General features: G+C 40.7%; 27 protein-coding genes, 1 tRNA gene and 2 pseudogenes. 14 read left to right on the top strand and 16 right to left on the bottom strand.

Going from position 1 to position 24,061, the window contains the following annotated elements:
• Positions 1–129: 129 nt before the first annotated feature.
• A complete protein-coding gene (locus tag M2448_RS08700) occupies positions 130–621 on the top strand; it encodes a HigA family addiction module antitoxin (protein WP_280645597.1) in 492 nt (163 codons plus the stop codon).
• A gap of 16 nt (positions 622–637) precedes the next feature.
• Positions 638–1,288 (top strand): nucleotidyl transferase AbiEii/AbiGii toxin family protein, encoded by a 651-nt coding sequence (locus tag M2448_RS08695; RefSeq protein WP_280645598.1) that lies wholly within the window; start codon positions 638–640, stop codon positions 1,286–1,288.
• Between the two features lie 121 nt (positions 1,289–1,409).
• Here the strand turns inward: M2448_RS08695 and M2448_RS08690 are convergent.
• Positions 1,410–1,517, bottom strand: a pseudogene (locus tag M2448_RS08690) (IS5/IS1182 family transposase); the annotation flags it as partial.
• Between the two features lie 322 nt (positions 1,518–1,839).
• Here M2448_RS08690 and M2448_RS08685 point away from each other — a divergent pair.
• The 4 genes from M2448_RS08685 (at position 1,840) to M2448_RS08670 (ending at position 5,075) form a co-directional block, all read left to right on the top strand.
• Positions 1,840–2,868 (top strand): rhodanese-related sulfurtransferase, encoded by a 1,029-nt coding sequence (locus tag M2448_RS08685; RefSeq protein ID WP_280645599.1) that lies wholly within the window; start codon positions 1,840–1,842, stop codon positions 2,866–2,868.
• Between the two features lie 12 nt (positions 2,869–2,880).
• Positions 2,881–3,393, top strand: a complete 513-nt coding sequence (locus tag M2448_RS08680; RefSeq protein ID WP_280645600.1) for an NUDIX domain-containing protein — start codon at positions 2,881–2,883, stop codon at positions 3,391–3,393.
• Between the two features lie 95 nt (positions 3,394–3,488).
• A tRNA-Arg gene (locus M2448_RS08675) sits at positions 3,489–3,562 on the top strand.
• Positions 3,563–3,845: 283 nt separating this feature from the next.
• Complete coding sequence (locus tag M2448_RS08670; RefSeq protein ID WP_280645601.1) at positions 3,846–5,075, top strand: site-specific integrase; 1,230 nt, start codon at positions 3,846–3,848, stop codon at positions 5,073–5,075.
• A gap of 68 nt (positions 5,076–5,143) precedes the next feature.
• Here the strand turns inward: M2448_RS08670 and M2448_RS08665 are convergent, their stop codons facing one another.
• The 4 genes from M2448_RS08665 to umuD all read right to left on the bottom strand — a co-directional run bounded on the left by M2448_RS08665 (position 5,144) and on the right by umuD (position 7,776).
• Positions 5,144–5,320: a histone H1 gene (locus tag M2448_RS08665; protein ID WP_280645602.1), complete on the bottom strand. Its 177-nt coding sequence runs from the start codon at positions 5,318–5,320 to the stop codon at positions 5,144–5,146.
• Between the two features lie 65 nt (positions 5,321–5,385).
• Positions 5,386–6,636: a Y-family DNA polymerase gene (locus tag M2448_RS08660; RefSeq protein WP_280645603.1), complete on the bottom strand. Its 1,251-nt coding sequence runs from the start codon at positions 6,634–6,636 to the stop codon at positions 5,386–5,388.
• 9 nt (positions 6,637–6,645) lie between these two features.
• Positions 6,646–7,317, bottom strand: coding sequence for a glycohydrolase toxin TNT-related protein (locus tag M2448_RS08655; RefSeq protein ID WP_280645604.1), 672 nt, complete (start codon positions 7,315–7,317; stop codon positions 6,646–6,648).
• A gap of 21 nt (positions 7,318–7,338) precedes the next feature.
• The gene (umuD, locus tag M2448_RS08650) at positions 7,339–7,776 is read right to left on the bottom strand and encodes a translesion error-prone DNA polymerase V autoproteolytic subunit (protein WP_280645605.1); all 438 of its coding nucleotides are present in this window, start codon (positions 7,774–7,776) and stop codon (positions 7,339–7,341) included.
• Between the two features lie 517 nt (positions 7,777–8,293).
• Here umuD and M2448_RS08645 point away from each other — a divergent pair.
• The 6 genes and pseudogenes from M2448_RS08645 (at position 8,294) to M2448_RS08620 (ending at position 11,941) form a co-directional block, all read left to right on the top strand.
• The gene (locus M2448_RS08645; protein ID WP_280645606.1) at positions 8,294–8,554 is read left to right on the top strand and encodes a hypothetical protein; all 261 of its coding nucleotides are present in this window, start codon (positions 8,294–8,296) and stop codon (positions 8,552–8,554) included.
• 26 nt (positions 8,555–8,580) lie between these two features.
• Positions 8,581–8,772: pseudogene (locus M2448_RS08640) on the top strand (fusion protein); the annotation flags it as partial.
• A 13-nt stretch (positions 8,773–8,785) separates the two neighbouring features.
• Positions 8,786–9,199, top strand: a complete 414-nt coding sequence (locus M2448_RS08635) for a PcfK-like family protein (protein WP_280645607.1) — start codon at positions 8,786–8,788, stop codon at positions 9,197–9,199.
• Between the two features lie 11 nt (positions 9,200–9,210).
• Positions 9,211–10,482 (top strand): PcfJ domain-containing protein, encoded by a 1,272-nt coding sequence (locus tag M2448_RS08630; RefSeq protein WP_280645608.1) that lies wholly within the window; start codon positions 9,211–9,213, stop codon positions 10,480–10,482.
• 29 nt (positions 10,483–10,511) lie between these two features.
• On the top strand, positions 10,512–11,198 hold the full coding sequence (locus M2448_RS08625; RefSeq protein WP_280645609.1) for a hypothetical protein: 687 nt from the start codon (positions 10,512–10,514) through the stop codon (positions 11,196–11,198).
• Positions 11,199–11,347: 149 nt separating this feature from the next.
• Positions 11,348–11,941, top strand: coding sequence for an SH3 domain-containing protein (locus M2448_RS08620; protein ID WP_280645610.1), 594 nt, complete (start codon positions 11,348–11,350; stop codon positions 11,939–11,941).
• Positions 11,942–11,981: 40 nt separating this feature from the next.
• Here M2448_RS08620 and M2448_RS08615 read toward each other — a convergent pair whose 3' ends face one another.
• Positions 11,982–13,001: a DUF4852 domain-containing protein gene (locus M2448_RS08615; protein WP_280645611.1), complete on the bottom strand. Its 1,020-nt coding sequence runs from the start codon at positions 12,999–13,001 to the stop codon at positions 11,982–11,984.
• 158 nt (positions 13,002–13,159) lie between these two features.
• On the opposite strand from M2448_RS08615, the gene M2448_RS08610 reads away from it, so the two are divergent.
• Positions 13,160–14,077 (top strand): HEPN domain-containing protein, encoded by a 918-nt coding sequence (locus M2448_RS08610; RefSeq protein WP_280645612.1) that lies wholly within the window; start codon positions 13,160–13,162, stop codon positions 14,075–14,077.
• A complete protein-coding gene (locus M2448_RS08605; RefSeq protein WP_280645613.1) occupies positions 14,074–14,802 on the top strand; it encodes an NYN domain-containing protein in 729 nt (242 codons plus the stop codon). The genes M2448_RS08610 and M2448_RS08605 overlap by 4 nt, the downstream gene beginning before the upstream one ends.
• Before the next feature lie 196 nt (positions 14,803–14,998).
• Here the strand turns inward: M2448_RS08605 and M2448_RS08600 are convergent, their stop codons facing one another.
• The 10 genes from M2448_RS08600 to M2448_RS08555 form a co-directional block, all read right to left on the bottom strand.
• A complete protein-coding gene (locus M2448_RS08600) occupies positions 14,999–15,430 on the bottom strand; it encodes a TraQ conjugal transfer family protein (protein WP_280645614.1) in 432 nt (143 codons plus the stop codon).
• 28 nt (positions 15,431–15,458) lie between these two features.
• Complete coding sequence (locus M2448_RS08595) at positions 15,459–16,034, bottom strand: conjugal transfer protein TraO (RefSeq protein ID WP_280645615.1); 576 nt, start codon at positions 16,032–16,034, stop codon at positions 15,459–15,461.
• Position 16,035: 1 nt separating this feature from the next.
• Positions 16,036–17,019: a conjugative transposon protein TraN gene (traN, locus tag M2448_RS08590; RefSeq protein WP_280645616.1), complete on the bottom strand. Its 984-nt coding sequence runs from the start codon at positions 17,017–17,019 to the stop codon at positions 16,036–16,038.
• A gap of 77 nt (positions 17,020–17,096) precedes the next feature.
• A complete protein-coding gene (traM, locus tag M2448_RS08585; protein WP_280645617.1) occupies positions 17,097–18,380 on the bottom strand; it encodes a conjugative transposon protein TraM in 1,284 nt (427 codons plus the stop codon).
• The gene (locus tag M2448_RS08580) at positions 18,334–18,690 is read right to left on the bottom strand and encodes a TraL conjugative transposon family protein (protein ID WP_280645618.1); all 357 of its coding nucleotides are present in this window, start codon (positions 18,688–18,690) and stop codon (positions 18,334–18,336) included. Before M2448_RS08580 ends, traM begins: the two co-directional genes overlap by 47 nt.
• A gap of 11 nt (positions 18,691–18,701) precedes the next feature.
• Positions 18,702–19,325 carry a conjugative transposon protein TraK gene (gene traK, locus M2448_RS08575; RefSeq protein WP_280645619.1) on the bottom strand — a complete coding sequence of 208 codons (624 nt, stop codon included), beginning with the start codon at positions 19,323–19,325 and terminating at the stop codon, positions 18,702–18,704.
• Between the two features lie 27 nt (positions 19,326–19,352).
• Positions 19,353–20,456, bottom strand: a complete 1,104-nt coding sequence (gene traJ, locus M2448_RS08570; RefSeq protein ID WP_280645620.1) for a conjugative transposon protein TraJ — start codon at positions 20,454–20,456, stop codon at positions 19,353–19,355.
• 105 nt (positions 20,457–20,561) lie between these two features.
• Entirely contained in the window at positions 20,562–21,191 is a 630-nt protein-coding gene (locus M2448_RS08565; protein WP_280645621.1) for a DUF4141 domain-containing protein, read from the bottom strand.
• Positions 21,192–21,237: 46 nt separating this feature from the next.
• Positions 21,238–23,733 (bottom strand): TraG family conjugative transposon ATPase, encoded by a 2,496-nt coding sequence (locus tag M2448_RS08560; protein ID WP_280645622.1) that lies wholly within the window; start codon positions 23,731–23,733, stop codon positions 21,238–21,240.
• Positions 23,730–24,059, bottom strand: coding sequence for a DUF4133 domain-containing protein (locus tag M2448_RS08555; protein WP_280645623.1), 330 nt, complete (start codon positions 24,057–24,059; stop codon positions 23,730–23,732). The genes M2448_RS08560 and M2448_RS08555 overlap by 4 nt, the downstream gene beginning before the upstream one ends.
• Between the last annotated feature and the right edge of the window lie 2 nt (positions 24,060–24,061).

The raw sequence follows: 24,061 nt of genomic DNA, 5'->3' as shown, positions 1-24,061 counted from the left end.
AAACACGAATTATTTTTGCCAAAGGGATAAGAGATGTGATACCGGATTGTTAATACTATATAATCTTACCTTAACATAAACACATTTGTTTACTTTTTCTTATCTTTGTAAATCTATTAAGTACATTATATGACAACCCGCATTCACATATTAAAAGGTATTCATCCCGGGAAGCTGATTGAAAGGGACTTGAAGAAAATGCATCTTAGCCAGCGGGCATTGGCGGAAGATACGAGCATTCAATACCAAACCATCAATGCCATTATTGCCGGAAGAAGAAACCTGACTACTCAGCAGGCTTTGAGCATAGAGAAAATAATGGGATATGAGGAAGGTTTCCTTTCTATCCTGCAAGCCTTTTATGAGATAAAGCAATACAAGGATAAAGAATATAACAAGCAATATACTTCACCTCCACATATACGCCGGTCACTCTTCTGGGATACGGATTTTGACAAGATAAACTGGGGAAAATACAAGAAGGCTGTTATTACCCGCGTACTTGAAAGAGGAAACGAAGAGGAGCAGAAAGAAATAATACGATATTATAACTTAAAACCGGGCGAAGCAGATAATTACAAGCTTCAAAACAAACATGCTATTCCTGCCAATCATGATTAACAAATAAATAGAACCGATGCCATTACATTACGAAACAGTAACACCACAATTAAGAAGTATCCTTGAAGACCTGATGGGTAGTTCCGTATTCGATCCGTTTTATCTTGTCGGAGGAACTTCCTTAAGCCTCCGGCTCGGGCATCGTATGTCGGTGGATATTGATTTGTTTACAAATGCGACATACGGTTCATTGGACTTTTCTGTTTTTGAATCCTATTTAAGAGATAATTACAACTATTATTATTGTACTGATATAACCAATATTGTAGGTATGGGCAGGTCTTATTATGTAGGAGCTTCCGAAGAAGACCATATAAAACTGGATATGTATTACCGCGATGAAATGACCGATGCCTGTGATATTATTGACAGAATACGCCTTGCCAGCCTGGAAGATGTTATCGGTATGAAAGTAGATGTAATATCCAGGAAAGGACGGAAAAAGGATTTCTGGGACCTGCATGAGTTATTGAACAGCTATACGATTGAAGAGATACTGGCTATCCATGCTGCCCGTTATGAATATACACATAACAGGGAGGAGATCATTGCCAACTTCACGGACTTTTCCCTTGCCGATGAAGAAATAGATCCGATCTGTCTTAAAGACAAAGAATGGGAACTGATCAAACTGGATTTTGTTGAAAATATCGAAAGTATCCAATAGCATAAGGAGAATAACTAAAAAATAAAAGAGACAGTGTCCAAGAAAAAACTTATGAATTCTTAACTCCATAATTGATTTATATATCTAAAGAATTGTTTGATTGGTAGTTTAAATATTGAAGTCATCTTGACTTTTTAGTTTTACAAATTTTCTTTAAAAGAATTACCATAAAAGCGATATAATTGAATGATATCCAACTGGATATTGTAGTATCAAATCTATTAAGTAATAAAGAGTAAAACAATGCAAATTGACTCCGCTTCGCTCTGTCGAACGTTGTTTCATTACATTCGTTACATTTTAGTTAAAATCTGGGTATTGTATTTAGTGGTAAAGGATAAAAAGTAATAGAATTTTAAAACAAGTAAATCTGTTACATTCATTACTTTTTAGTTAAAATATTTCATGCAAAGAGTTGTCTATATCGAGGATTATAACGATGATGCTATCTATGATATATCAATACTATCAATAGAAGAAACGCAGGCTAGGAGGGCTTTGTATAATATCTTTGCATTCTATTTATAACTATTCTAAATTACTTATATAAGATGCAATTATATAATAAATTGAGTGCAGATGAAAGAGCACGACTAATAGATGAAGCTGGTCTTCAACGGCTGACACTGTCTTTTTATGCTTATGCACATATTGCAGATCCGCAACAGTTCAGAGATGATCTCTTTATCCGGTGGAACGAATTGGATGTGTTGGGGCGTATTTATGTGGCTCACGAGGGGATTAATGCCCAGTTGTCACTGCCTGCAAATAATTTTGATACCTTCAAGCATTATCTCGATACTATTCCGTTCTTGAAAGATATTAGGTTGAATATTGCGAGGGAGCAGGATAATAAGTCGTTTTTGAAACTGAAAATTAAAGTAAGGGATAAGATTGTGGCTGATGGGCTAAACGATGATACATTTGATGTAACAGCTATTGGCACACATCTTCGGGCGGCAGCATTTAATCGTATGATGGATGATCCCGATACGATTGTAATAGATATGCGAAACCACTATGAAAGCGAGATCGGGCATTTCGAGGGAGCTATAACGCCCGATGTGGATACATTTCGCCAGTCGTTACCTATTATAAATGAGCAATTGCAAGAGTATAAAGAAGGGAAAAATCTGCTGATGTATTGTACAGGTGGTATCCGTTGCGAGAAAGCCAGTGCATATTTCAAACATCAGGGTTTTAAGAATGTCTATCAGCTTGAGGGCGGTATTATAGAGTATGCCCGTCAGGTGAAAGCAGAAGGATTAGAATCGAAGTTTATAGGGAAGAACTTTGTGTTTGATAATCGCTTAGGGGAACGCATTACAGATGATGTTATAGCACATTGCCACCAGTGCGGGAAAGCGTGTGATACACATACTAATTGCAGAAATGACAGTTGTCATCTGTTGTTTATACAATGTGACGAGTGTGCAGAGAAAATGAACGGTTGCTGCTGTGATACTTGCAAGGATGTTATATCTTTGCCCGAAGAACAACAAAAGACGCTAAGAAAGGGCATCCGCAACGATACAATGGTATTTAGGAAAGGCCGCTCCGGGAGTCTTTTACTTAAATAGTTATAAGACAGAATGCTTGAAGAAATATTCCCATTGGTAGATGAAGACGGAGTTGTCACAGGACAGGCTCCGCGTAGTGTTTGCCACAATGGTTCCAAATTGTTGCATCCGGTTATCCATCTTCATATTTTCAATTCGAAGGGAGAACTGTATCTTCAAAAGCGCTCTGCGCAAAAGGATGTACAGCCAAATCGCTGGGATTCGTCAGTTGCAGGACATATCGATCTGGATGAGACAGCTGAGCAGGCAGCTTTACGCGAAGCAGGAGAGGAGTTGGGCTTGTTCGATATAGCTCCGCACTATATTACAAAATATATTATAGAAACAGATACAGAGCGTGAGTTGAGTTATTGTTTCTATACAATTTATGATGGAGACTTCGTGTTGAATAGGGAGGAATTATCCGATGGACGCTTTTGGACAGTCGATGAGATTAGAGTTCATTTGGGTAAAGATATATTTACGACAAACTTTGAATTGGATTTTAATCGCTTCCTGGACAGGGGGTTGAATGGTCTTATGTGAAAGTTTTGTGTATGATGATGTGAAAGTTTTGGGCTAAAGTCTTTTTCTTTTTACAAAATATGCTATCTTTGCACTCGCTAAAAGCAAATAAAGATGGTCCCGTAGCTCAGCTGGATAGAGCAACAGCCTTCTAAGCTGTGGGTCAAGCGTTCGAATCGCTTCGGGATCACTGGAAGGTCAGAAACTAACAGACAAGAATCTGACAAAATAAGACAAAACTCTCTAAATGATGAATTTAGGGAGTTTTTTTATTCCCCTCAATAGACAAGAAGCGACAGGATATAGCAACCATAAGACACTGATTCGGTACCCAAACAGGTACCAATTTATATCATTTGGTTTATGGTACCGAATTGAAAGCTAAAGTGCTTATTTGTCGTAAATTGGCAGCAAAATGTCTTCCATGTTTTTGTGTTAAAATTATAGTTTTACAAACAAAAAATGAGAAGATTATGAAAGCTACATTCACAGTTTTATTCTATCTGCGTAAAACGAGGGCAGATGAAAACGGATTAACTCCCGTTATGGCACGCATAACTATTAGTGGAGAACGTGCACAGTTCAATACACGGACAATGGTTGATCCTGTCCTGTGGGACAGCAAAGCAGGAAAATGTATCGGTCGTTCACAGGAAATCATCAAAACAAACCGAATTTTGGAAGCTTTAAAGGTAAGGATCACAGAGATTTATCACAAACAACTTAATGAATACGGATATGTATTGCCCGAGAAGATCAAGAATATTGTATTAGGCATTGAGACGGATAAAAAGAAAATGTTGTTGAAACATTTTGCAGAGCACAATGAGTTCTACTTGTTAAAAGTCGGACGAGATACTTCTCAAATAACTTATGGAAGGTATGAATTGACTAAAACACGCTTACATGAGTTCCTTAAAAAGGAATACCATCTGACGGATATTCCTGTCATGGAACTGACCCCTGTATTTATAGAGAAATTCTTTTTATATCTCCAAAACGATCACAATTGCAGCAATAATACAGCATTGAAGTTCGTTCAACGTTTCAGGACCGTATTCAACTATATTAAAAGTACCGGAGCGGATATCAAGATAGATCCCTTTGTCGGTTTCAGGTTCAAGACCAAGAAAGTGATTCGGGAGGTCCTTACACAAGAGGAAATTGATACGATTTACCGGAAAGATTTCCTGACAGAAAGGCTCCGCCATATTCGGGATATTTTCATTTTTATGTGCTATACGGGCTTAAGCTATATTGATGTGGCTCAATTGACAGAGGATAATATAAAAACGGCTTTCGATGGCCATCAATGGGTTATGACCAATCGTCAGAAAACCAATGTACCATCCAATATCCGCTTGCTTGAAATACCTCTTGCGATCATCGAGAAGTATAAAGGAAAGCAAAAAGACGGACGACTATTCCCAGTGTGTTCCAACCAAAAGATGAATGAATATTTGAAGGAGATTGCTGCAATCTGCGGGATCGATAAGCCGGTAACCTGTCATGTGGCCCGCCATACATTCGGAACGACTGTTACTTTAGCGAATGGAGTGCCTATTGAAACAGTATCGAAAATGCTTGGGCACACAGACATAAGAACAACACAGATTTATGCCCGGATTGTAGATAAAAAACTAAGTTCGGATATGGATAATTTGGCTAAGACCTATAATAGGAAAAAACGAAGAATCAGCTGATTTGAAATCTAATAAAATAGTCCGGGAAAAGCTCTCGGACTATTTCTTTTTTTATGCAATATCGGAATTTATTTCTTTCCTTCTTCAACAGACACTTTTCTGAATTCCTTCAAAGCTTTCTCGATTGCCAAAGACGTTTTACGGGCACGGGCTCCTGCCGCTTTGTTTCCGGTTTCTACTTGTGAAGCTGCATCTTTTGCGAAGTCTGCAAATAATTGATTCAAATTCTCTACTAAATTTTTCATATCGTTTTTCGTTTATTTTGAAATTCAGGCAAAGATAAAATCATTTTATGTATTGCAAATATACCCTATGCTTTTATTTCAATTATCTCATTCAGATTAGTGGTAAATCGCCGGGATAAATGCTCCTGCCGGATGTTTGCCTTGTAACCGTTTCCCTGAACAGCGACTTTCACGGCTTCCCTGCCGTTCTTTTTGGCTATCTCGTCCAATGCCTCATTCAGCCGTTTTTGTTTTTCTCTGTCAATGGGGTCGAACAAATCTGCCGTTGAATATTCCTCCGGTATTATATCCGCTAATACTACTCCTGCGCGTTTATATTCCATGTCCGGCATATAGATGGAATCAAGGGCTTTGCGGCAATAGCCGATTATCTCCGCTATATCAGCTGTGTAAAATGATAAGGAGATAATCTTTGACGGTTTATACACTTCATCCTTGAAGCGATTGGTTTGCAGGAATATATAAACTCCTTTTGTTACAGATTTTTGTTTCCTCAGTTTGCTGACGCATAGAGAAGCTAAAGAGGCTACCGCTTCCAACAGATTGTTGTATTCGGTTATAGGTTGTCCGAAACTTCGGGAAGTGCATATCTGTTGCTTTTCCGTTTCAAGGTCGTCCTTTCCTATACAGGGTATTCCCTGTAACTCCATCCAGGTGCGCTCCCCGATGACAGACATCTTACGTCTTACCCACGAACGGCTTTTTTGAGTAAAGTCGTAGGCGGTTTTTATACTGTGGTATTCCAATGTGCGGGCATAATTTCGTCCGATACCCCATACTTCGCCTATTGCTGTTTTTTGCAGGGCTTTTATCCGTTTTTCTTCCGATTCGATGATACAAACTTGTTTGTAGCCTTTGTATTTCTTGGCAAAATGATTGGCAATTTTAGCTAATGTCTTAGTCGGGGCAACTCCGAGAGATACGGGGATACCCGTGCATTTGGTTGTTGTATCTATTATATGCCTGCTATAAGCATCCAAATCATTGATGCCCGACAGATTCAGGAATGCTTCATCCACAGAATAAATCCCCATGTCGGGAACAAGCCCCGATAGAACTGCCATTACCCTTGCCGACATATCGCCGTACAACGTGAAGTTGGTCGAGTAGATCGCTATATCGTGTTTCTTTACCAAATCCTTAATTTGGAAGAAAGGCACAGCCATTTTTATACCCAATGCTTTGGCTTCGTTGCTACGGGCAATAACACATCCGTCATTGTTGCTCAGTACAACGACAGGGCGATTGTTCAGCGAGGGATTGAATACCCGCTCGCAGGAAACAAAGAAGTTATTGCAGTCGCATAGGGCGTACATTTTGATTATTTAATAGTATACAACTTTACCGACATGTATTACACCTGCACTATATGCTGTAGACAAAGAGACAGGTGCACCATCCAGATAAAAGGTATTATCCTCATATGTAATATTCCCACCTGCTATTAATGTATAACGTTCACGGTCGTATAGTATATCTGTATTTTCTTCTGATAGCTCTACCAATTCTATATATTCAATAATATCCTTATTCTGCATTTCTTTTATAGGAATAGGCGTATTTTGATCTCCGAATCCCATCTTCAATCCACCTCCGGGCATGCCGAACCAAGGCATTGCCGTTCCTTGAAAAATATGGACTTCATGTGTAATCCTAAATATCCGTTTATCCATCAATTCGAAAGATGGAGGCAGGGATTTATTAGGAAAGGGCTCTTCTATTCTCCAAAAGAACATACCTTGATTCTGCCATTCAGGATTATTCAAATCCTCTAAAGTATTTTTATTCCAATAATGCATATATAGCTGTCCTATCCAAAGCGGAATTGTCGATGATTCCAGTTTTTGAGATAAATTATCAGATATATCCCTAACAACTTTATATAAGCTATTACTCTTTTTTTGAGCCGGGATATTTTCTCCTTTATTGATGGTATATTTATCTGTTGATGCAGGCTCTTCTTTATTTTTCTTTTTTCCAAACCAGTTTTTAAACATTGAAATACTAAATTAAGGTTTTTATCTTTGCTTTTTTATCGAATAAGTTACGATTCCCCAGATCAGGAAATCGTTGTCTTCGGTTACTTTAATCGGTTTATATTGTTCATTGGCAGGAATCAGCCAAATGACATCTTTCTCTATTTTGATATGCTTGATGGTAAATTCTCCGTCGATATAGCAGACTGCCATATCTCCATCACGGGGATCGAGCGATTTGTCGATAATCAGGATGTCTCCGTCATAAATACCGGCATCGATCATGCTGTCGCCTTTTACCCGGCCATAAAATGTAGCGGCGGGATGCTTTACCAACTCTTTATTCAGGTCGATAGCCAAATCCATGAAGTCTTGAGCAGGACTCGGAAATCCTGCCTTAATGCCTTCGTCCGCTATCGGTAATGCCAATTCTATATTGGTTTCGGCCTTGAATATTTCTATGGTAACCGGTTTATCCATACTTACAAAAATAGGAAATGAATCGGTTAAGAGGGAAACTATTTTCTTAAATCTTTCGGCTATTATTAAATCCTGCGACACTTTCCTCTACATTCCGTTTTACGTCATTTCAGGAAACAGTCTCGGATAATAAACCAAGAGCACATCCGGTTGGTGTACACTTGATATAAATATTCTACACATAATAAATATGCTGCGATAGCATATATTTCTACTATCCCATTTTCTAACGATGTCTTTTTCGTTTTTCTCTATAATCATTCCACAACAGGCTGCTGTCAATCCGGTGCTTCGGTCGTTTGTTCATCAGAGCAAAGGTATGATAGTGTTTCACAACGGCATATCCTATTGCCCTAAAGGGTTTTCCCGGAAATCTTCCTCTTCCCCTCATTCTTCGTGCGAGCGTATTTACCGTGAAAAATATGCCTTATAGTGAAGCCACAATACCTCGTGTTGCTCTTACGAAACAAAAACGACCGATACCGATGGATGACGCATGAAAAAAAATGTCATAATTATGAAAAACGAAAAAAACATATTGAAACAAAACTCCCTCGCCTCCGGACTCATCATAAAATTGGGTTTGAGGGTTGCGGTTGTAGTCTTGTGTCTGTGGCTTGTTTCGCAGGTCAGTATCAGTGCATCGGCGGTTGCAGGACTTATCCTCTGTTATTGGGGTATCTGCCTTGTATTCCGATTGGTAGGCTTTATCATTCGGCTTATCCTGTCCCTGCTGTCTATCGCCATTATCACATCATTAATCCTTTTATTTATTTAATCATTAGAGCCATGACAAAATTATATTTCGAGATAGTAGATTATTCCGAGAAAGCCATCGCCCTGTTTGGAGATACCAAAGCAATCAAAGATTTGCTTAAAGCTATGGGAGGAAAATTCAATCCCCGATTGACACACAACAACGAAAAGCAGGCAGGCTGGATATTTTCCAAAGCTAAGAGAGAAGAATTAGAGAATGTATTGAACCTAAACAACTAAAAAAAACAAGAACATGAAAGCAACCCATATTTTCACAAGAACCATACTGAACTATTTGGAGCAACGAGCCGAAACGGATGCCCTGTTTGCCGAATCATTCGCTAAACCCGACAAGAACATTGACGACTGTATTACATATATTCTCAACACCGTTCAAAAAAGCGGTTGCATGGGCTTTACCGACCTCGAAGTCTATTCAATGGCAGTTCATTACTACGATGAAGATACTATCGAAATAGGCAATCCTATGAATAATAGCCACATCGTAGTCAATCATGTAGTGGAACTGACCGAAGAAGAAAAGGAAGAAGCCCGCAGGGAAGCTATACAAAAAGCACATAACGATGCCTATAACCGTATGATGCAGCCCAAGAAGAAAGCCAAGCAAGTAGCTTTAAATAACCAACCCAATTTATTTGACTTTTAAATAGTACAGCCATGAAACCAAGAACTAAATTTCAGAAACAAATAGTAGCAGCAAGTAAAAAGCTACCGAAGATAAGTGATGTTCAAATCAAATGGGCATACAAGAATTGTATCGAGCATATCGGACAGAAGACCTCAAAAGGTCTTATCACTTGTTTGGAATGTAACCATTCATGGACAGACAAAGAAAAAAAGACAGAACATTGTACTTGCCCCAACTGCAAAACCAAACTAAGGGTAATAGAAACACGTAAACGTACATTCTTAGATTACGAATACCTCTGCATTGTTACCGCCTGTGAGGGCTTTCAAGTTTTACGCTTTGTGTATGTAGAGTGCAAAATGAAAAAAGGAGAAGCACCCCGATATTTTAATATGGAAGTCGTACAACGTTGGATTGCTCCCAACGGTAAATATGCTACTATGGCTAAACTCCGTCCGATGGGATTCTGTCGGCAGGATTGGAATTGGTGGAGCAACCTTGAAATCCGTCCCGAAAGGTCATTATATAATATAACCCCGACAGAAGTTTATCCCCGTCAGAAACTTATTCCCGAAGTACAAAGAAGCGGATATAACAAGCAGTTCTTTGACCTTACGCCCTTTGATGTGTTTAGCTTTCTAATAGGCAACAGTAAAGCCGAAACCCTGCTCAAAACAGGACAAACAGAACTCTTCCGATACTTCGCCTATAATACCCGAAAAGATATGAACGACTATTGGGCATCTATCCGTATCTGCCTTAGAAACGGCTATGCCATTAACAATGTAAATGAATGGTGCGATTATATAGACTTGCTCCGTTTCTTCGGTAAAGACTTGCATAATGCCAAATATATCTGCCTGAAGAACCTAAAGAAAGAACATGATAAATATGTGGATAAAAAACGTGAAGTCTACCGACAACAACACAAGGAAGAACAACGCAGGAAAGCATTGGAAAACGAAAAGTTATTCCAAGAACTGAAATCCCGATTCTTCGGTATCGAATTTACGGACGGACTTATCCACATTCGGGTATTGGAGAGTGTAGACGAGATTATGCAAGAAGGAGATATGCTGCATCATTGCGTATTCACCAATAACTACCACCTGAAACCCGACAGCCTTATCCTTTCTGCCTATACCGAAGACAAACGGCTTGAAACCATTGAACTATCCTTGTCTGAACTCAAAGTATTACAATGTAGAGGACTATGTAATGAGAATACGGAATACCACGACAGGATATTGAAACTCGTAAACAAAAATATTCCACTTATTCAAAAACGGTTAGCAGCATAAAGCAGTAGTAACAATTAATCTATATTAATATGGCACAGGAAATACCGGACGATTGGATGCAATATGCCAAAGATTTGGCAAAAGCTGAACGGGAATTGAAGATTGAGCATTGGGTATATATCACTTTTGAAATACGACACCAAGACGGACACAGGGAGATATTACACAAGATAGACCTCCCTCGTGAGATGGTAGACCGCTGGCGGTGGATTATCGAATGGCGCAGAGCAAAACTTGTCTGCAAGTACCCACGCAAGAAAATAGAGGTATATCACTGCGCCTACGACAAACGAACTGGTTTACAAACAGGTTTTGACTTCCTGCTCTCAAAAATCGCATCGGCAAAGGTGCAGATAACCAAAGTCGAAAGGAAAATAACGAATTATATTGACTATATGACACACAACGATTTGTTTTTCAATATAGAAACAGACGAACAGTTACTCAAAGCCAACGGCAAATTGGAACAGAAAAGGAAGAATTATAATGAAGCCTATGCTATTTTACAGGCGGAAGTAGAGAAACATAAAAATAACAAGGATATGTATAAACTATTTGTAGGATTTAAGAAATTAGGCGAGTTCAAGAGTATATCTGAAGCCAAGCTGTTTGCCGACAAGTGCGGAGAAACGGGAGTTTTTAATCTGATAGGTCATCTGTATAAGGACAGTTGGTATGTCTTCCCCGATTTCAAATCTTCTCAAAATTCAAAGTAACTTTCCGGGCAGAAAATTTCTGCCCGCTTCTTTTTCGTGAGCCTGAGCGAAAGAAAAGAAGCAAAAACCAATCTGCGAAGATTATATCCATTAAATAGCTAAAGCCAAAATAATTATTACATTTGCACAATACTTAACACCATTGACATATGAAAATCTTGAGGCCTTTGTGTATTATATTCTTTATCTTTTTTATTCCTTTTATGATGTATGGACAGGAATCCGAGAAGTTATTATCTTGTAGCGAAGGCTCAGATTCCGAAGCCAGATGTACAGGTTCGGCTTATTGTACAGCATGCCGGAATTGTAGCAAATGTGCACATTGTAATAATGGGGGTTCGTGTGGAGTTTGTTCCGGAAGTAGCCGTCCTTCAAAAAGTAGTTATAATAAAAGTTCGGGGAGTAATAATTACTATAATAATTACAAATCATCTAAAAGTAACAAGTCATCAGGAACAAACCGGTCTGATAAAAATTACATATATCCTTCTGTATCTAATAATAAGACAGATGATGTTCCCGATGACATATTCTCCGAATATTATAACAAAACTCTTGTTATAAATACAGAAACTCTGAATTTAAGAAGCGGGCCGGGAATTAATTATCCTGTTGTACATAAGCTTTTTTATATGCAGGAAGTCGTTTTTCTGGCAATGAGAGGTGATTGGATAAAAGTAAGAGTAAAATCCAACAATAAAGTGGGTTATGTACATAGAGAATATGTATTAGTCAAAGACTAATACGAGATGCTTTTCTATGAGGATTAATTGTTATAATATTCTACTCAACACTGCCGATTAAGTTATAATCGCAATGTTGGTAGTCGTAAACTTCTATTTTGGTAAGTTGAACTCCGACAATCTTATGGCGATACATTTTTTCAATATCGAACAGTTTAAATTTTTCTTTGGGCAATTCCATCTTTTTATCCAAAAGTTTGAAATAGATGCGTCCGTAAGCCAAAGTGCTTACATATCCGTGTTTATCCATACCTATGCGGCGTTTGTTGCTTTTGCGGGCTTCATCTGGAGCCACAGGCATAAACTTGCCGAATGAGGGATTGGTAACGATAAATTCATAGTCGCCGTATTTGTGGAAATTCATTTTGGTATCGTGTATATAAGTTAAGGGAAAAGCATTCTTCGCGAAATCATACTTCCCTATTTCCAAGCTGTTTTTGATGTAATAAGTAGCTGTGAAATCGAAACTATTTGCCATGTTTTCCAGCATTTGTCGGTATTCGTCTTTTACAGCATGAAATTCGAATTCATCTTTACTGCATTTATTGTATAATTCCCAATCTTTCAGTTTGATGAAAAGAAGGATTATCCGGTCGTCAATGCTTATTTCGTTTACACGAATGCAAGCGGCCAGAAGAAGGTCATCGCTGAGAAAAACAGCTTTGTCCTTCGAATGGTCTACATAACGGCTGATAATCTCTCCCCGAGATATTGCAAAGTCTATCCCGACAAGGTATTCTTTACCAAGTTTAGGACTGTAAGTCCTTATAACCGTGTTTTTACTGCCAAAATACGAACTATTTACCTGATGAATAATTTCTCTAACCTGCAAATCCGTATAAGCCAGATTCTCTCTTATATTTACAAACTCTTCTTTTCCTCCCTTATTCACTATCTCTCTTATAAATATGTACGGAGCATGACGTGAGGATAAAATGCCAATTTTAATGACATCACCTTTTTTTATTATATCACCATCGAATGTTTCGTAGGAATCTTGTGCACAAACAGAAGAAAAAGCTACTGTTAAAGATAACAGGGCAAGTAATATTTTTTTCATAAGTCGCTGTTGTTTTCACAAAACTATACAAAATTTATCATTATTGAAAATTGATTTTAACAATTTCAGTTTTCGCATAGAATGAAAAAATGAAATTGTTTTTGATTTGTAATTCTTTCCGTAACTTTATTACCTTTGAAAACAAATAAAAATTTTACATGAAAACATCCATATCATTTTTACCCGAAAAAAAACAGGAAGAACTACGTACCATTATTCATGGCATTTGTGAACTGTTGGGTGATGATTGTGAGATGATTATCCTTTTTGGGAGCTATGCCCGTAATGACTATGTAGATTACGACCAACGTACAGAATATGGTGTTCGCACTTATTTTATGAGTGATTATGATATTTTGGTGCTGACTTCCGGTAAGGAAAGTGGATTTACTGTTACGCGTAAACTGAATCGTGTAGAGGAAAACTTTTATCAGGGCAGGCATCATTCGATGACTACCCCTATACAATTTATTCAGGAGACGTTTGAATATTTCAACAAAGCTATAAGGAAAGGGTATTATTTTTATACCGATATTAGTAAAGAAGGTGTACTGCTTTACAATAGCGGCAGGCAAAAGCTATCTGAACCCCGCACCCTGAACTATGAAGAAATAAGAGATTTATCCCGCCAGTATTTTGATGAGAGGTTTAAAAGGGCAAATAGCTTTTTGGCAGATGTTTATAATGCGTTCAATAGAGAAGATTACAAACAAGCATCTTTTTATCTTCATCAAGCAGTTGAAAATCTATATTTTGCGGTAACCTTAACTTTTTCCCTTTATTCTCCCAAAGAGCATAATCTTTTCAAAATATCAGGTTATGCTAAACGGCATACCCTAGAGGTCGGGAAAGCCTTTCCCCGTGATACGGACGAAGAGCAACGTCTGTTCCAGCTTTTAGACGATGCCTATGTGCAGGCTCGTTATAATCCCAATTTTGGAGTAAACAGAGAAGATGTTGAAGCCCTAATTACCAAAGTGGAGTTATTGCGGGATATAACGAAAGAGGTATGTGAGGAGAGAATTTTAGAACATGAGAAAATGGCGGATACAAACAACAATACGGTAGAGGAATGAAAAAAGACAAATCCCTGAAAGATAATTCGGCAAAAAGAGTAGCCATCCTGATAGATGGAGACAATGCTTCTTCGGCTAAACTGAATGATATAACGGAGCTGGCATCCGGCTACGGGGAAGTGATTGTCAAAAGAATTTACGGGGACTGGAGTAAAACAACGCTTTCGAGTTGGAAAGAGCCGGCAAGGGAATTTTCTTACCGCTTAATTGAAGCCCTGCCTTATATAAAAGGAAAGAACACTACTGACATTGTGTTTGTGATTGATGCAATGGACTTGTTAAATTCAAAAAATATAGATGTATTTTTCATCGTATCGAGTGACAGCGATTACACACCATTGGCTCAGCGCATTCGGGAGGAAGGGGTAAGCGTAATCGGTTATGGAGAGAGCAAAACCCCGATTGCTTTTATCAATTCCTGCAAAAAATTCATCTATTCCGACCGAGAACCGGAGAAGAATCCCAAAGCGGAAAAAGGAGATACCCCTGCCGTATTGCTTCAAAAGGAAGCCGATCTGTTCGATAAGGCATACGAATCGGCAGCCGACGGAAAGGAAGAGGTAACCCTCTCACAAATCGGTATGGCAATGAAAAAGATAAAGCCGAAATTCAAAACTGGACGCTACGGATGTAAAACGTTAGGAGCTATCTATGAGAAACTGGATAAGTATGAAGTTATCCAAACCGGACAGAAGGGTATCTATAATGTGGTAAGAAAAAAGTGAAGTGAATACATTATCATAAAAAGCCTCCGATATCACATCGGAGACTTCTCAAATTTTTAGAAAACTTCAAAGAAAATTGGCTGTACAAACTTTAAAAATTACAGATAATCAGAAGATTCTTCCTCATTCGGGGCAATCAGCCATGAATAAATAATATTTATCCATGTAACTATATACGAAATTACCATCATCGTTGTCATAGCTCTTCTTCCTTGCTTGAATCAGTATTAAATTGGAATGATAATGGATATTCATTTCCGAATGAATCGAAAAAAAACAAGTCGATGACCGCCTGCTCTTCCGATTCGGAAGTGTAATACAGGCGGAATGTATCACTGGGCAGCAGGTAAGTGTCATTGGGCAGGAAAGGTTCGTTATTACCTATCCGCAAAGAGCCTGCCCCTTCACTTTGGAAGAAACGGAGGTAATATTCAGCCTCTTCATAGTAACCCGAACGCAGCAATTGACACCTGATCTCCGCTACCTCTCCGACTTTCAGTTTTTTTTGCACAGGCAAGTAAGTAACCTCGAATTCATAACTTTGGCGAACATCAATATTGTCGCTACAGGCACACGCTATTGCGGCCAGCAATAGCGTAAAGATGATGTAAGATGCACATTTTTTCATGTTAAATCTGATTTTTAGTTTTTAACTTTTAGTTTATAAATACCTTGATTCCAAAACCCACCTGTGTATGGAACTTATTAACCTGCGAGCCGAAGAGTATCCGCTCTCTGGCATTGATGAGCAGGGCAAACCTGTCGGACAGGAATGTTTCAATTTCAAAAGATACTGCACCACCATACAGGAAGTTATCCTCTGATGTAATCGTTGCCCCATCGAACAATAACTCTTTGCCCCAGTTTATCGTTTCGTAGCCTCCGACAGCTGATAATCCGACCGAGAAGAATAAGGTCTTACTCCTGTCCGACAGAAAGTTCAGGTAGTAACCGCCTTCTGCTGTTATCTGGGACAGGGGAATAAACTTATCCTTATACTCATAGTTTTTTTGCAGGTATTCCCCGCCGAATACCCACCGATTTCCGTTTTTGGTATAGGCAGATAAGGCGATGCCGCCGTAAAACGCCTGTCCGTCCTTCTTTTCCGCTGTAAAGCCATCTACAAAGCCACCTGTCAGCTGTATGGCTTTCTGCCCCGGTAAGTAACGTTGAGCATGAGCCTGCCCGATCAGGGCAAGACTCAGAATTATAAGGAATGTGATACGCTTCATCTTATTTCACTTTTAGTTCGTTGATTTCTTCGGCTCTCAATAAATCCTCATTCTCAATCACAAAAGATTGATTTCGCCCTCCGTTTTTCTCAAAAAGCTTAATCACCAACTGTTTATCGTTGGGTATGGTAATTTTATCGATTGTGAACACGGTGCGTTCACTTTTATTACCCCCGACAGACGAAACTAAATTATAAGCCCGAAGCGGATAGATAACTGTTTCCTGAATAGCTGTTTGCTTCATTACTTTCTTGTCTACTATTTTCATGCGTACAAAGTCTACATCGAAGGGTACATTAGATGCGTTTTTGATGGAAGTATGCAGGTAGAGCAAGTTGTTATGCGAATAGATGCCTTTGAGCAGGTATTGTATCCCGAATCGTTTGGAACCGATATGCTTAACTATCCGCTTGTCGGTATTGTAGACAGCACGGTTTATCAGGTAAACGATGCGGGGTGATTCGCTGCCCAATTCCTTCAGGTAGATTTCCATACTGTTATTCGGGCGATTGGTTGCTACACCATCATGCATAAAATCCTTCATTTCGATATTGAGCTTTTCCGGTTCATCGGCATATTTAACATTATAGGTATAGTAACTCCCCTCTTCGGTAATGACTGCCATATTGGTTTCCGTTTCAAAATTGCGAATAGCCGCCTTTACCCGCAGGATATTCTCCGAACTGCCTGCTTTGCCCGCAATGATATTATTCGAGCCTAAATCCACATAGCGGATAGCTGCCGGGAAAATGATATGCACGGTCTTATCGAAAGTAACCTCCAACCCGTATGGCGGAATCATGCGGTCGAATGTGATTTTCTTGGTCAGCCCCTCGTAGTAATCTCCAAAAGAGGGTTTGAGTACTTGTTGCAAGTCTTTCTGCATTTCCTCCGGTGTCTGATTGATAACAGGGATGGTGTCCGTCTGGGCATTGGCCGCGATAGTTATTGCCGCCAGCATTATTAATACAATATATTTTCTCATTATTTTTTGATTTAAATTGTTCATTCACTTAGTTTACTTGTAACTCGTAACTGCCCGTAGGGCGCAGTAACTCGTAACTATTTCGGCATCAGCATTACCCTATATCCCGATTTGAGTGTAATCTTTACCTGCCTTATCTTTTTCTGCATATAAGCCGATAAACCCTGTATCGCCCCTTTGGTCAGATCGGAGGTCAGTTGAGCACCCGTGCTTTCGGTCATGGTAAAGCTCGTGCCGACACTGCTTCCCATATTGGCTATGATTTCTTTGGCGGCGTTCATCTCCAATGAGCCGGGAATGTAGATTCCACGTTGTCCGTCCGAATCATAGACCATCATTTCCACAGGAATAATCGTCCCTTCGTACTCGATAGAAGAAATCTGAATCTCCATCCGTTCGCCCTGCACTTTGGCAAGGCCTGTTACAATGGTGTTTTCGGGGATAAGAGTAGTTCCTGCCATGAGTGGCTCGGTCAGGCGCAGACGGGTGGTTTGTCCGTCTACCACAGTTTGGTCATCATGGACAATAGCGGCAATCGTATTTTTCTCCGATACCCCGACTGTCCCGCCCACCGTATTAAAGCTGATATTTCTCGGCTGATCATACATTTGGTAATACTCATCGCCACCTATGGACTGTGCCAATGCAGATACCGTTTGGTTTCGGATCTGCCGTATCGGAGTGATTTTAGTTTTGTTGTTATTACTGCTATTTTTAACCGTACCGTTCGCTATTCTTTTGCTCAGGCTTTGGTTACCGTTGTCCTGCTGAACCTGTGGCATATACTTGGCCGCCATTTGGTAGGACTTTTCCATCAGCTCCAACTGCTCATCCATCGCCGACTGTTTGCTGTCCTTTTCGTTCATTTTGGCTTCCAGTTCCTCCAATCGTTTCTTCATTTCTTCCTTTTCGGGATCGATTTTCGGCTGTTCGTAGAAAGTACCCAATGTGCGGTTGATGTCCTTGTAGGCGGAAACCGAGCTGCCGATAGGCTCTTTCGCTTCTTCCGGCGTTGTTGCTTCCGGTTCGGAATAATCTAATACAACAGGCTCTGTCTTAGCTGATGATTCGTTTTCCAGCATACTAATGTATCCCTGAAGGGATTGCATCCGGTCCTTTTGCTTATTTTGCATCTGCTCCTTTTCGTAAGCGTCTTTTTTGTCGCCGATAATCTCATCTTTGCCCGGATCGGGGATATCGGCGTTAAAGCCGATACCCTCCTGTAGCTTTATTTTGTCTGCATCCGATGGCTTAAATATCAGCCATATGCACCCCACACAGATAATTGCCATCAGGGCAAAAACAGCATATTTTTTAAGCTTCTGCTTTTGCGCCGAAGATATTTTCAGTCGTTCGTTCATATTCTTTGAATTTTTGTTGATTAATTCTTATACTGTCGATAGAATCCTTTCGGATTTTTTGTTGATACAGGTCGAAGAGTTCCTTGTCAACAGGAGAATCCATCATTTGCTCTATCTCCAATACTTTCTTCTTTTCGCTTTCTTTTCCCCAGTTATAAATCGTGGAAAAGGTAAAGTAGAGGTTTCCGATGGTCAGTATCAGGAGCATTATCACTATCGCCGTTATCCGTTTGTCGGGTGTCAGTTCCCCGCAAAAATCCTTGATCTTACCTTCCAACCAATAGCCTAATTCTTTCAGTCTTTCTTTCATAGGCGTTGTTTTTAGCGAGCCAGCACCCTGATATCCTTATTCTCCCTGACTTCGAATCCTTCGATAATAAATCCGTGCGGATTACTTTCCGAGCGAACGGAGTTCAGCAGGCGGCAATAAGTAACCAAAGAGCGTTCGGTAATATTGCTCTCACGGATAATCATCTGCCGGGCATAAGTCGCCGCTTCGTAAGGATAGCTGTTCAGGTTGCATACAACACTGTCTATCCGGATGGTCTGATTGATATTTCCGGAGATTATACGGTTGTAAAATCCCTTCTCCGACAAGTCCTTATAATAATTGAAGGCCGACTTATCGGACAGGAGCAATGCTCTGTTGATATTACTTTCAATGGCACTCTTATCGGGAGAAAGAGTAAAAAAGAGTTCATGGAAGCGCCTGATGTGCTCCCTTGCTTCCACAGGGCGGTTTTGCGACAAGTCCTGCGAGAGAGCCAGCATCAACGATTTCCCGTTGTCTAACACATATATTTTTTGACGTTGCTTTTCCGCAAAGTCATACGCGCTGTATAAGGAGTAGCCTGTAACGGCGGCGCACATACACAAAAACACAATGCCGAAAAATCGGAGGTGCTTAAAACTCGTTTCGATATTTTTTAATGATTTAAATTCCATAAATTCAATTTGAAAATTTGATAATTATTAAGGAGTCTTCCTTGAAGAGCCGGATTGTCCACCATCTCCTGTGGCGTAATTCTTTCCTTGTGGCTGACTGCCGCCGCCGGCAGAACTACTACTGCTACTACCGGAATTACCGCCTCCTTTCAATCGTCCTGTAATATTTCCTGCTGCAGCTCCGGCAGCTCCTCCGGCGATTGCACCGCCTTTGGTTGCCGTCTGGTTTACATTCTTACCGAAGTTACCTATACCCCCGGCCGAGATTATCCAGCCTGCAACTGTCGGAATAGTGAAATAGCCTACAATGCCGATGATCATAAACAGGATATAGATTACATCCGAGTTATCTAAAGAAAAATTCGGGTCAATTTCCATGCGCTCGATATCAGCTTGGAGCATCAGGGATTGAAGCCGCGCCAGTATCGTACTGAATAAATCCGATACGGGCAGCCACAGGTAAACAGAAATATAACGGGTTATCCATTGGGTAAGAGTAGATGAAAAACCGTCCCAGACGGATATGCCGAAAGCGATAGGTCCCAGTATAGCCAATACTATCAGAAAGAAAGTACGAATCACATCGATAACCAACGCCGCAGCTTTGAAGATTATCTCCAGCAGTTCACGGAAAGTATTGCGTATCCATTTCTTGACATCATACAGTTCCCGTTCCAGATATAGCCCTACTTTTGTTCCCACATCGGTGATACCCAGCTCTTCCATTTTGGCGTCGAATATCTCGTTATCGACCAGATAAGCCGTTTCGGGATTCCGCCGCATAGCTTCATATTCCAGCTTATCTTTCTGCTCCGCGTATTTCTGCATATCGAATGTTTCGGATTGCAGCATCCCGTGTGTTCCCTTTACAACCGGGCTCATCACGCTGTTGATTGTCCCTAATACGATGCTTGGGAAAAACATGATACATAGCCCGATGGCAAAAGGACGGAGCAGGGGGTAAACATCAATCGGCTCTGCCCTTGAAAGGGATTGCCAAACCCGATGGGCGACATAAAACAATGCTCCCAGTCCGGCTATTCCTTTGGCTACGCCAACCATATTGCCGCATAAGGGCATCATCTGTTCGTAGAGTGTCCGCAGTGTTTCGTGAAATTGATTAAAATCCATGATTCTAATTTGTTAATGAGATAATATGCCGATGTGCCAATGAGGTTCGCTTCGTGTTAATTTCCGAATTTGCTAATTGACACATTAGCACATTAGCGCATTGATTTACCAATAACGAGCATCCGGATTACCATACAAGGTATTGACACGGGATGTCTCCCCTTTTTTCTTGGCTCTGAGATAAGAAATACTGATATTCTTGTTGGTATAGTATTTCACCAGATTACGGTAGCTTACCATTTCGTCATAGCAATGATTGACCACATCCATACGATCTTTGTCGCTTAATGATAAGGTGCTGATATTTACTACTCCTTTCAATTCATTCAGTACATCACCTGATTGTTCCAACAGTTTAGTATACCCGTGAGCAATGGCATTGAGTTCGTCTATTGAGAAGTTGGGATCGGACAGCATCTTTTGAAAATTAGTAACATAGATTTCCGACACTTCTCCAACCATCAGGATGGTCTTTTGAACTTTTTTCGCGTCTTTTACTAAGTTATTGACCGCTTTGAGCGCATCGTAATACTCTTTCCCTTGATTATAAACCTTTTGAACTTCTTTGAAATTACTGATCATGGTTTGGGCGGTACTCGAAGTCTGTACAATCTGCTTGCTGGTATTTACGATACTCTGTGTAAAGTTCGATGGGTCCCATACTGTCCATTGGGCACTCATATTGGTTGTGAAAAGCATAAGGCTTATGCACAACATGAAAAATTTTGCTTTCATATTGAAATTGTTTTTAAATGAATACTTGTATGATTTTCTAAGAGATTTATCTCTTGTCCGCTAATTGTTTAATCGCTAATTCTATATCGCCACCTAATTTTTCGGCTAAACGGAAAACTTCTACCTTTTCAGTTTCTTCGGTTGTATAGCTCAGGTATTCCGCTTTGCTCACTTCGGTGGCATATACCGCCGATTGCATACCGCCCAATCCTATCCAGACTTCCTTATAAATCCGTTTTGGATTATTCGACATATTGATGGATAGTATCTGCGAGCGTTCCTTATCGGTCAGCCCCAACAAGGACTGTATCGCGTCGAACTTGTTCATATACTTGCGCTGATCCAACAGTATCTTGCAGTCGGAGTTATTAATAATGGCTTCCTTGACAATCGGAGACGAGATAATATCATCCACTTCCTGCGTAACGACAATGGCTTCCCCGTAATACTTTCGAACCGTTTTATACATATACTTCAGATAATCAGCCATATTTGGAGAAGAAAGAGCCTTCCATGCTTCTTCCACAATCAATTGTTTGCGAATGCCTTTCAGATGCCGGAGCTTGTTGATGAATGCCTCCATGATGATGATGGTTACCACCGGAAAAAGTTCTTTATTCTCCTTAATTTGATCGATTTCGAATACGATAAAGCGTTTATTCAGCAGGTCCAATTCCTTGTCCGAGTTCAATAGGAAGTCGAAGCGTCCGCCTCTGTAATATTGCCGGAGGGTAGTCAGAAAATTATTGATATTGAATTCTTCTTTTCCGACGTCAATCTCCCGGTTTTCCAGTTCCGCTTTGTATTCATCCCGCATAAATTCATAGAAGGAGTTGAAGCCCGGAACAATACTCCTGTCGGTTTGTATCCGTTTGATATATTCATCGACGGCACTACCCAGCTCTCCCGATTCGGTCTTGGTGATCTTGTCATCCTCACTTTTCCAGAGAGTCAGCAACAAGGTTTTCAGACTGTCCTTTTTCTCCACATCAAACTGCCCGTCGTCCGTATAGAAGGGATTGAATGAAATGGGATTTTCTTCCGTATAGGTGAAATAGATTCCGTCCTGACCTTTGGTCTTGCGGTTTATCAGCTCGCACAATCCCTGATAGGAATTCCCCGTATCGACTAACAGTACGTGTGTTCCCTGTTCGTAGTATTGGCGCACAAGGTGATTCATAAAGAAAGATTTTCCCGAACCGCTCGGCCCCAATACAAACTTGTTGCGGTTGGTAATAATCCCTTTCTTCATGGGCAGGTCGGAAATATCCAGATGCAAGGGTTTTCCCGTCAGGCGGTCTACCATCTTGATGCCGAAAGACGAAGGCGAACTCCGGTAGTTGGTTTCGGCGATAAAGAAGCACAGAGCCTGCTCGATGAAGGTGTAGAAACTTTCTTCTGCCGGAAAGTCCCCTGCATTGCCCGGAATACCTGCCCAGAATAGTGTCGGGGTATCCACCGTATTGTGTCTGGGTTTACATTCCATCAGGGCCAACTGACTACCCACATCGTTCTTGATGCGGGAAAGCTCCTCCTTGTCTTCCGACCATGCCATTACATTGACATGACAGCGTACCGAGGTCAGCCCGTAGCTATGCGCTTCGTTCAGGTAGTCTTCGATCCACTCTTTGTTTATTTGATTGGAACGGCTGTACCTGGATAACGAGTGCATATTACGGGCTTGCTTTTCAAAACGTTTCAGATTTTCCGTGTGGTCGTCAATAAAAATGTACTGGTTCACGATGTGGTTGCAGGACAAAAGAACACCTATCGGCGCGGCAAAAGACAGGCGGCAATCGCTTCTGTCGGTAGACAAGCGTTCGTATCGGCTATCGGTCTGTACCTTTCCCGGCAGGTCTTCGGTATCGGAAAGGGTATGCAGGCAGAGGCATTTATCGCCTATCTTCATTTGCCCTGCCCCAAGTGTTATATCCTGCAAGCAGGTAGTATCTTCCTGCGAAAGCGAAAAATACTTTTCCACAATACCTGCTTCGGATTCCGTGCCTACAATCTCATCCGTGGTAATGCGGCTTAGCTTCACAAACCCCGAATCATTCAAAATCCGTTCGAACTGCCCAACGGCTTCCAAAAACTTTTGGATGGCATCTTTGTCCTGCATTTCCTTGGGGATGATAAATCCCCGTGTCAGTGCGTTGAAGTTGCTCTGTTGGCGTGCCCTGTCTTTCGTTGTTTTGGTCAGGAACAGATAACTGCTATGGTTCAAATACGGACGTTCATTGAAATGACGCTCGAAACTGCGGGATAAAAAACTGATGTCTTCCTTGTCTATCTCCGGCTCATACTTTTCCTCGACAAACCAGTCCTGACGATGAACGATACTGTAATCGGGAAGTACCTTGACCGCTTTGAGCCAGGCAGCGTGCATGGCCTCATATTCTGCGGAAGTAACGGTAAAGAGTTCGGGCAGCTCTACCCGATAGGCTACCGACAAGTCGGCGTCTTTGCTCAGGATGCAGTCATGTTCGACAGTCAGCAGTGGAAATTTACTTTCCAATGTGGCTGCTTTGGCTGTGTTTCTCATCGGCGGGCTCCTTTCTTTTTTCTTCGGAATAGCCGTTCGATGCGCAGCCTGTTGATGATATATCGGGGATGGTTGCGGGCAGCCTGCAATTTCATCAGCCCGAATTCCCCGTACCTGTCATTCAGATGGAAGGTCAGCCACACCAATATGGAAGCCGTAACAACTCCGAAGCCGATACAGAAAGTTTGGCTGATACCTATCATGTACATGATTACGAAAATCACGAATACGGACAGCAGTCCTCCGGCGAAGATGAACAGGTATTGGGATTTGAGGCCCTTGAACTCGGCGGGCTTGCCGATTCCTTTATTAATCGAGTATTCCATTC

It is taken from the genome of Dysgonomonas sp. PF1-14 (genome assembly GCF_029892965.1).
Taxonomy (GTDB): domain Bacteria; phylum Bacteroidota; class Bacteroidia; order Bacteroidales; family Dysgonomonadaceae; genus Dysgonomonas.
Note: the sequence above shows the minus strand (reverse complement) of the source record. Positions and strands in the feature narration are given on the sequence as shown.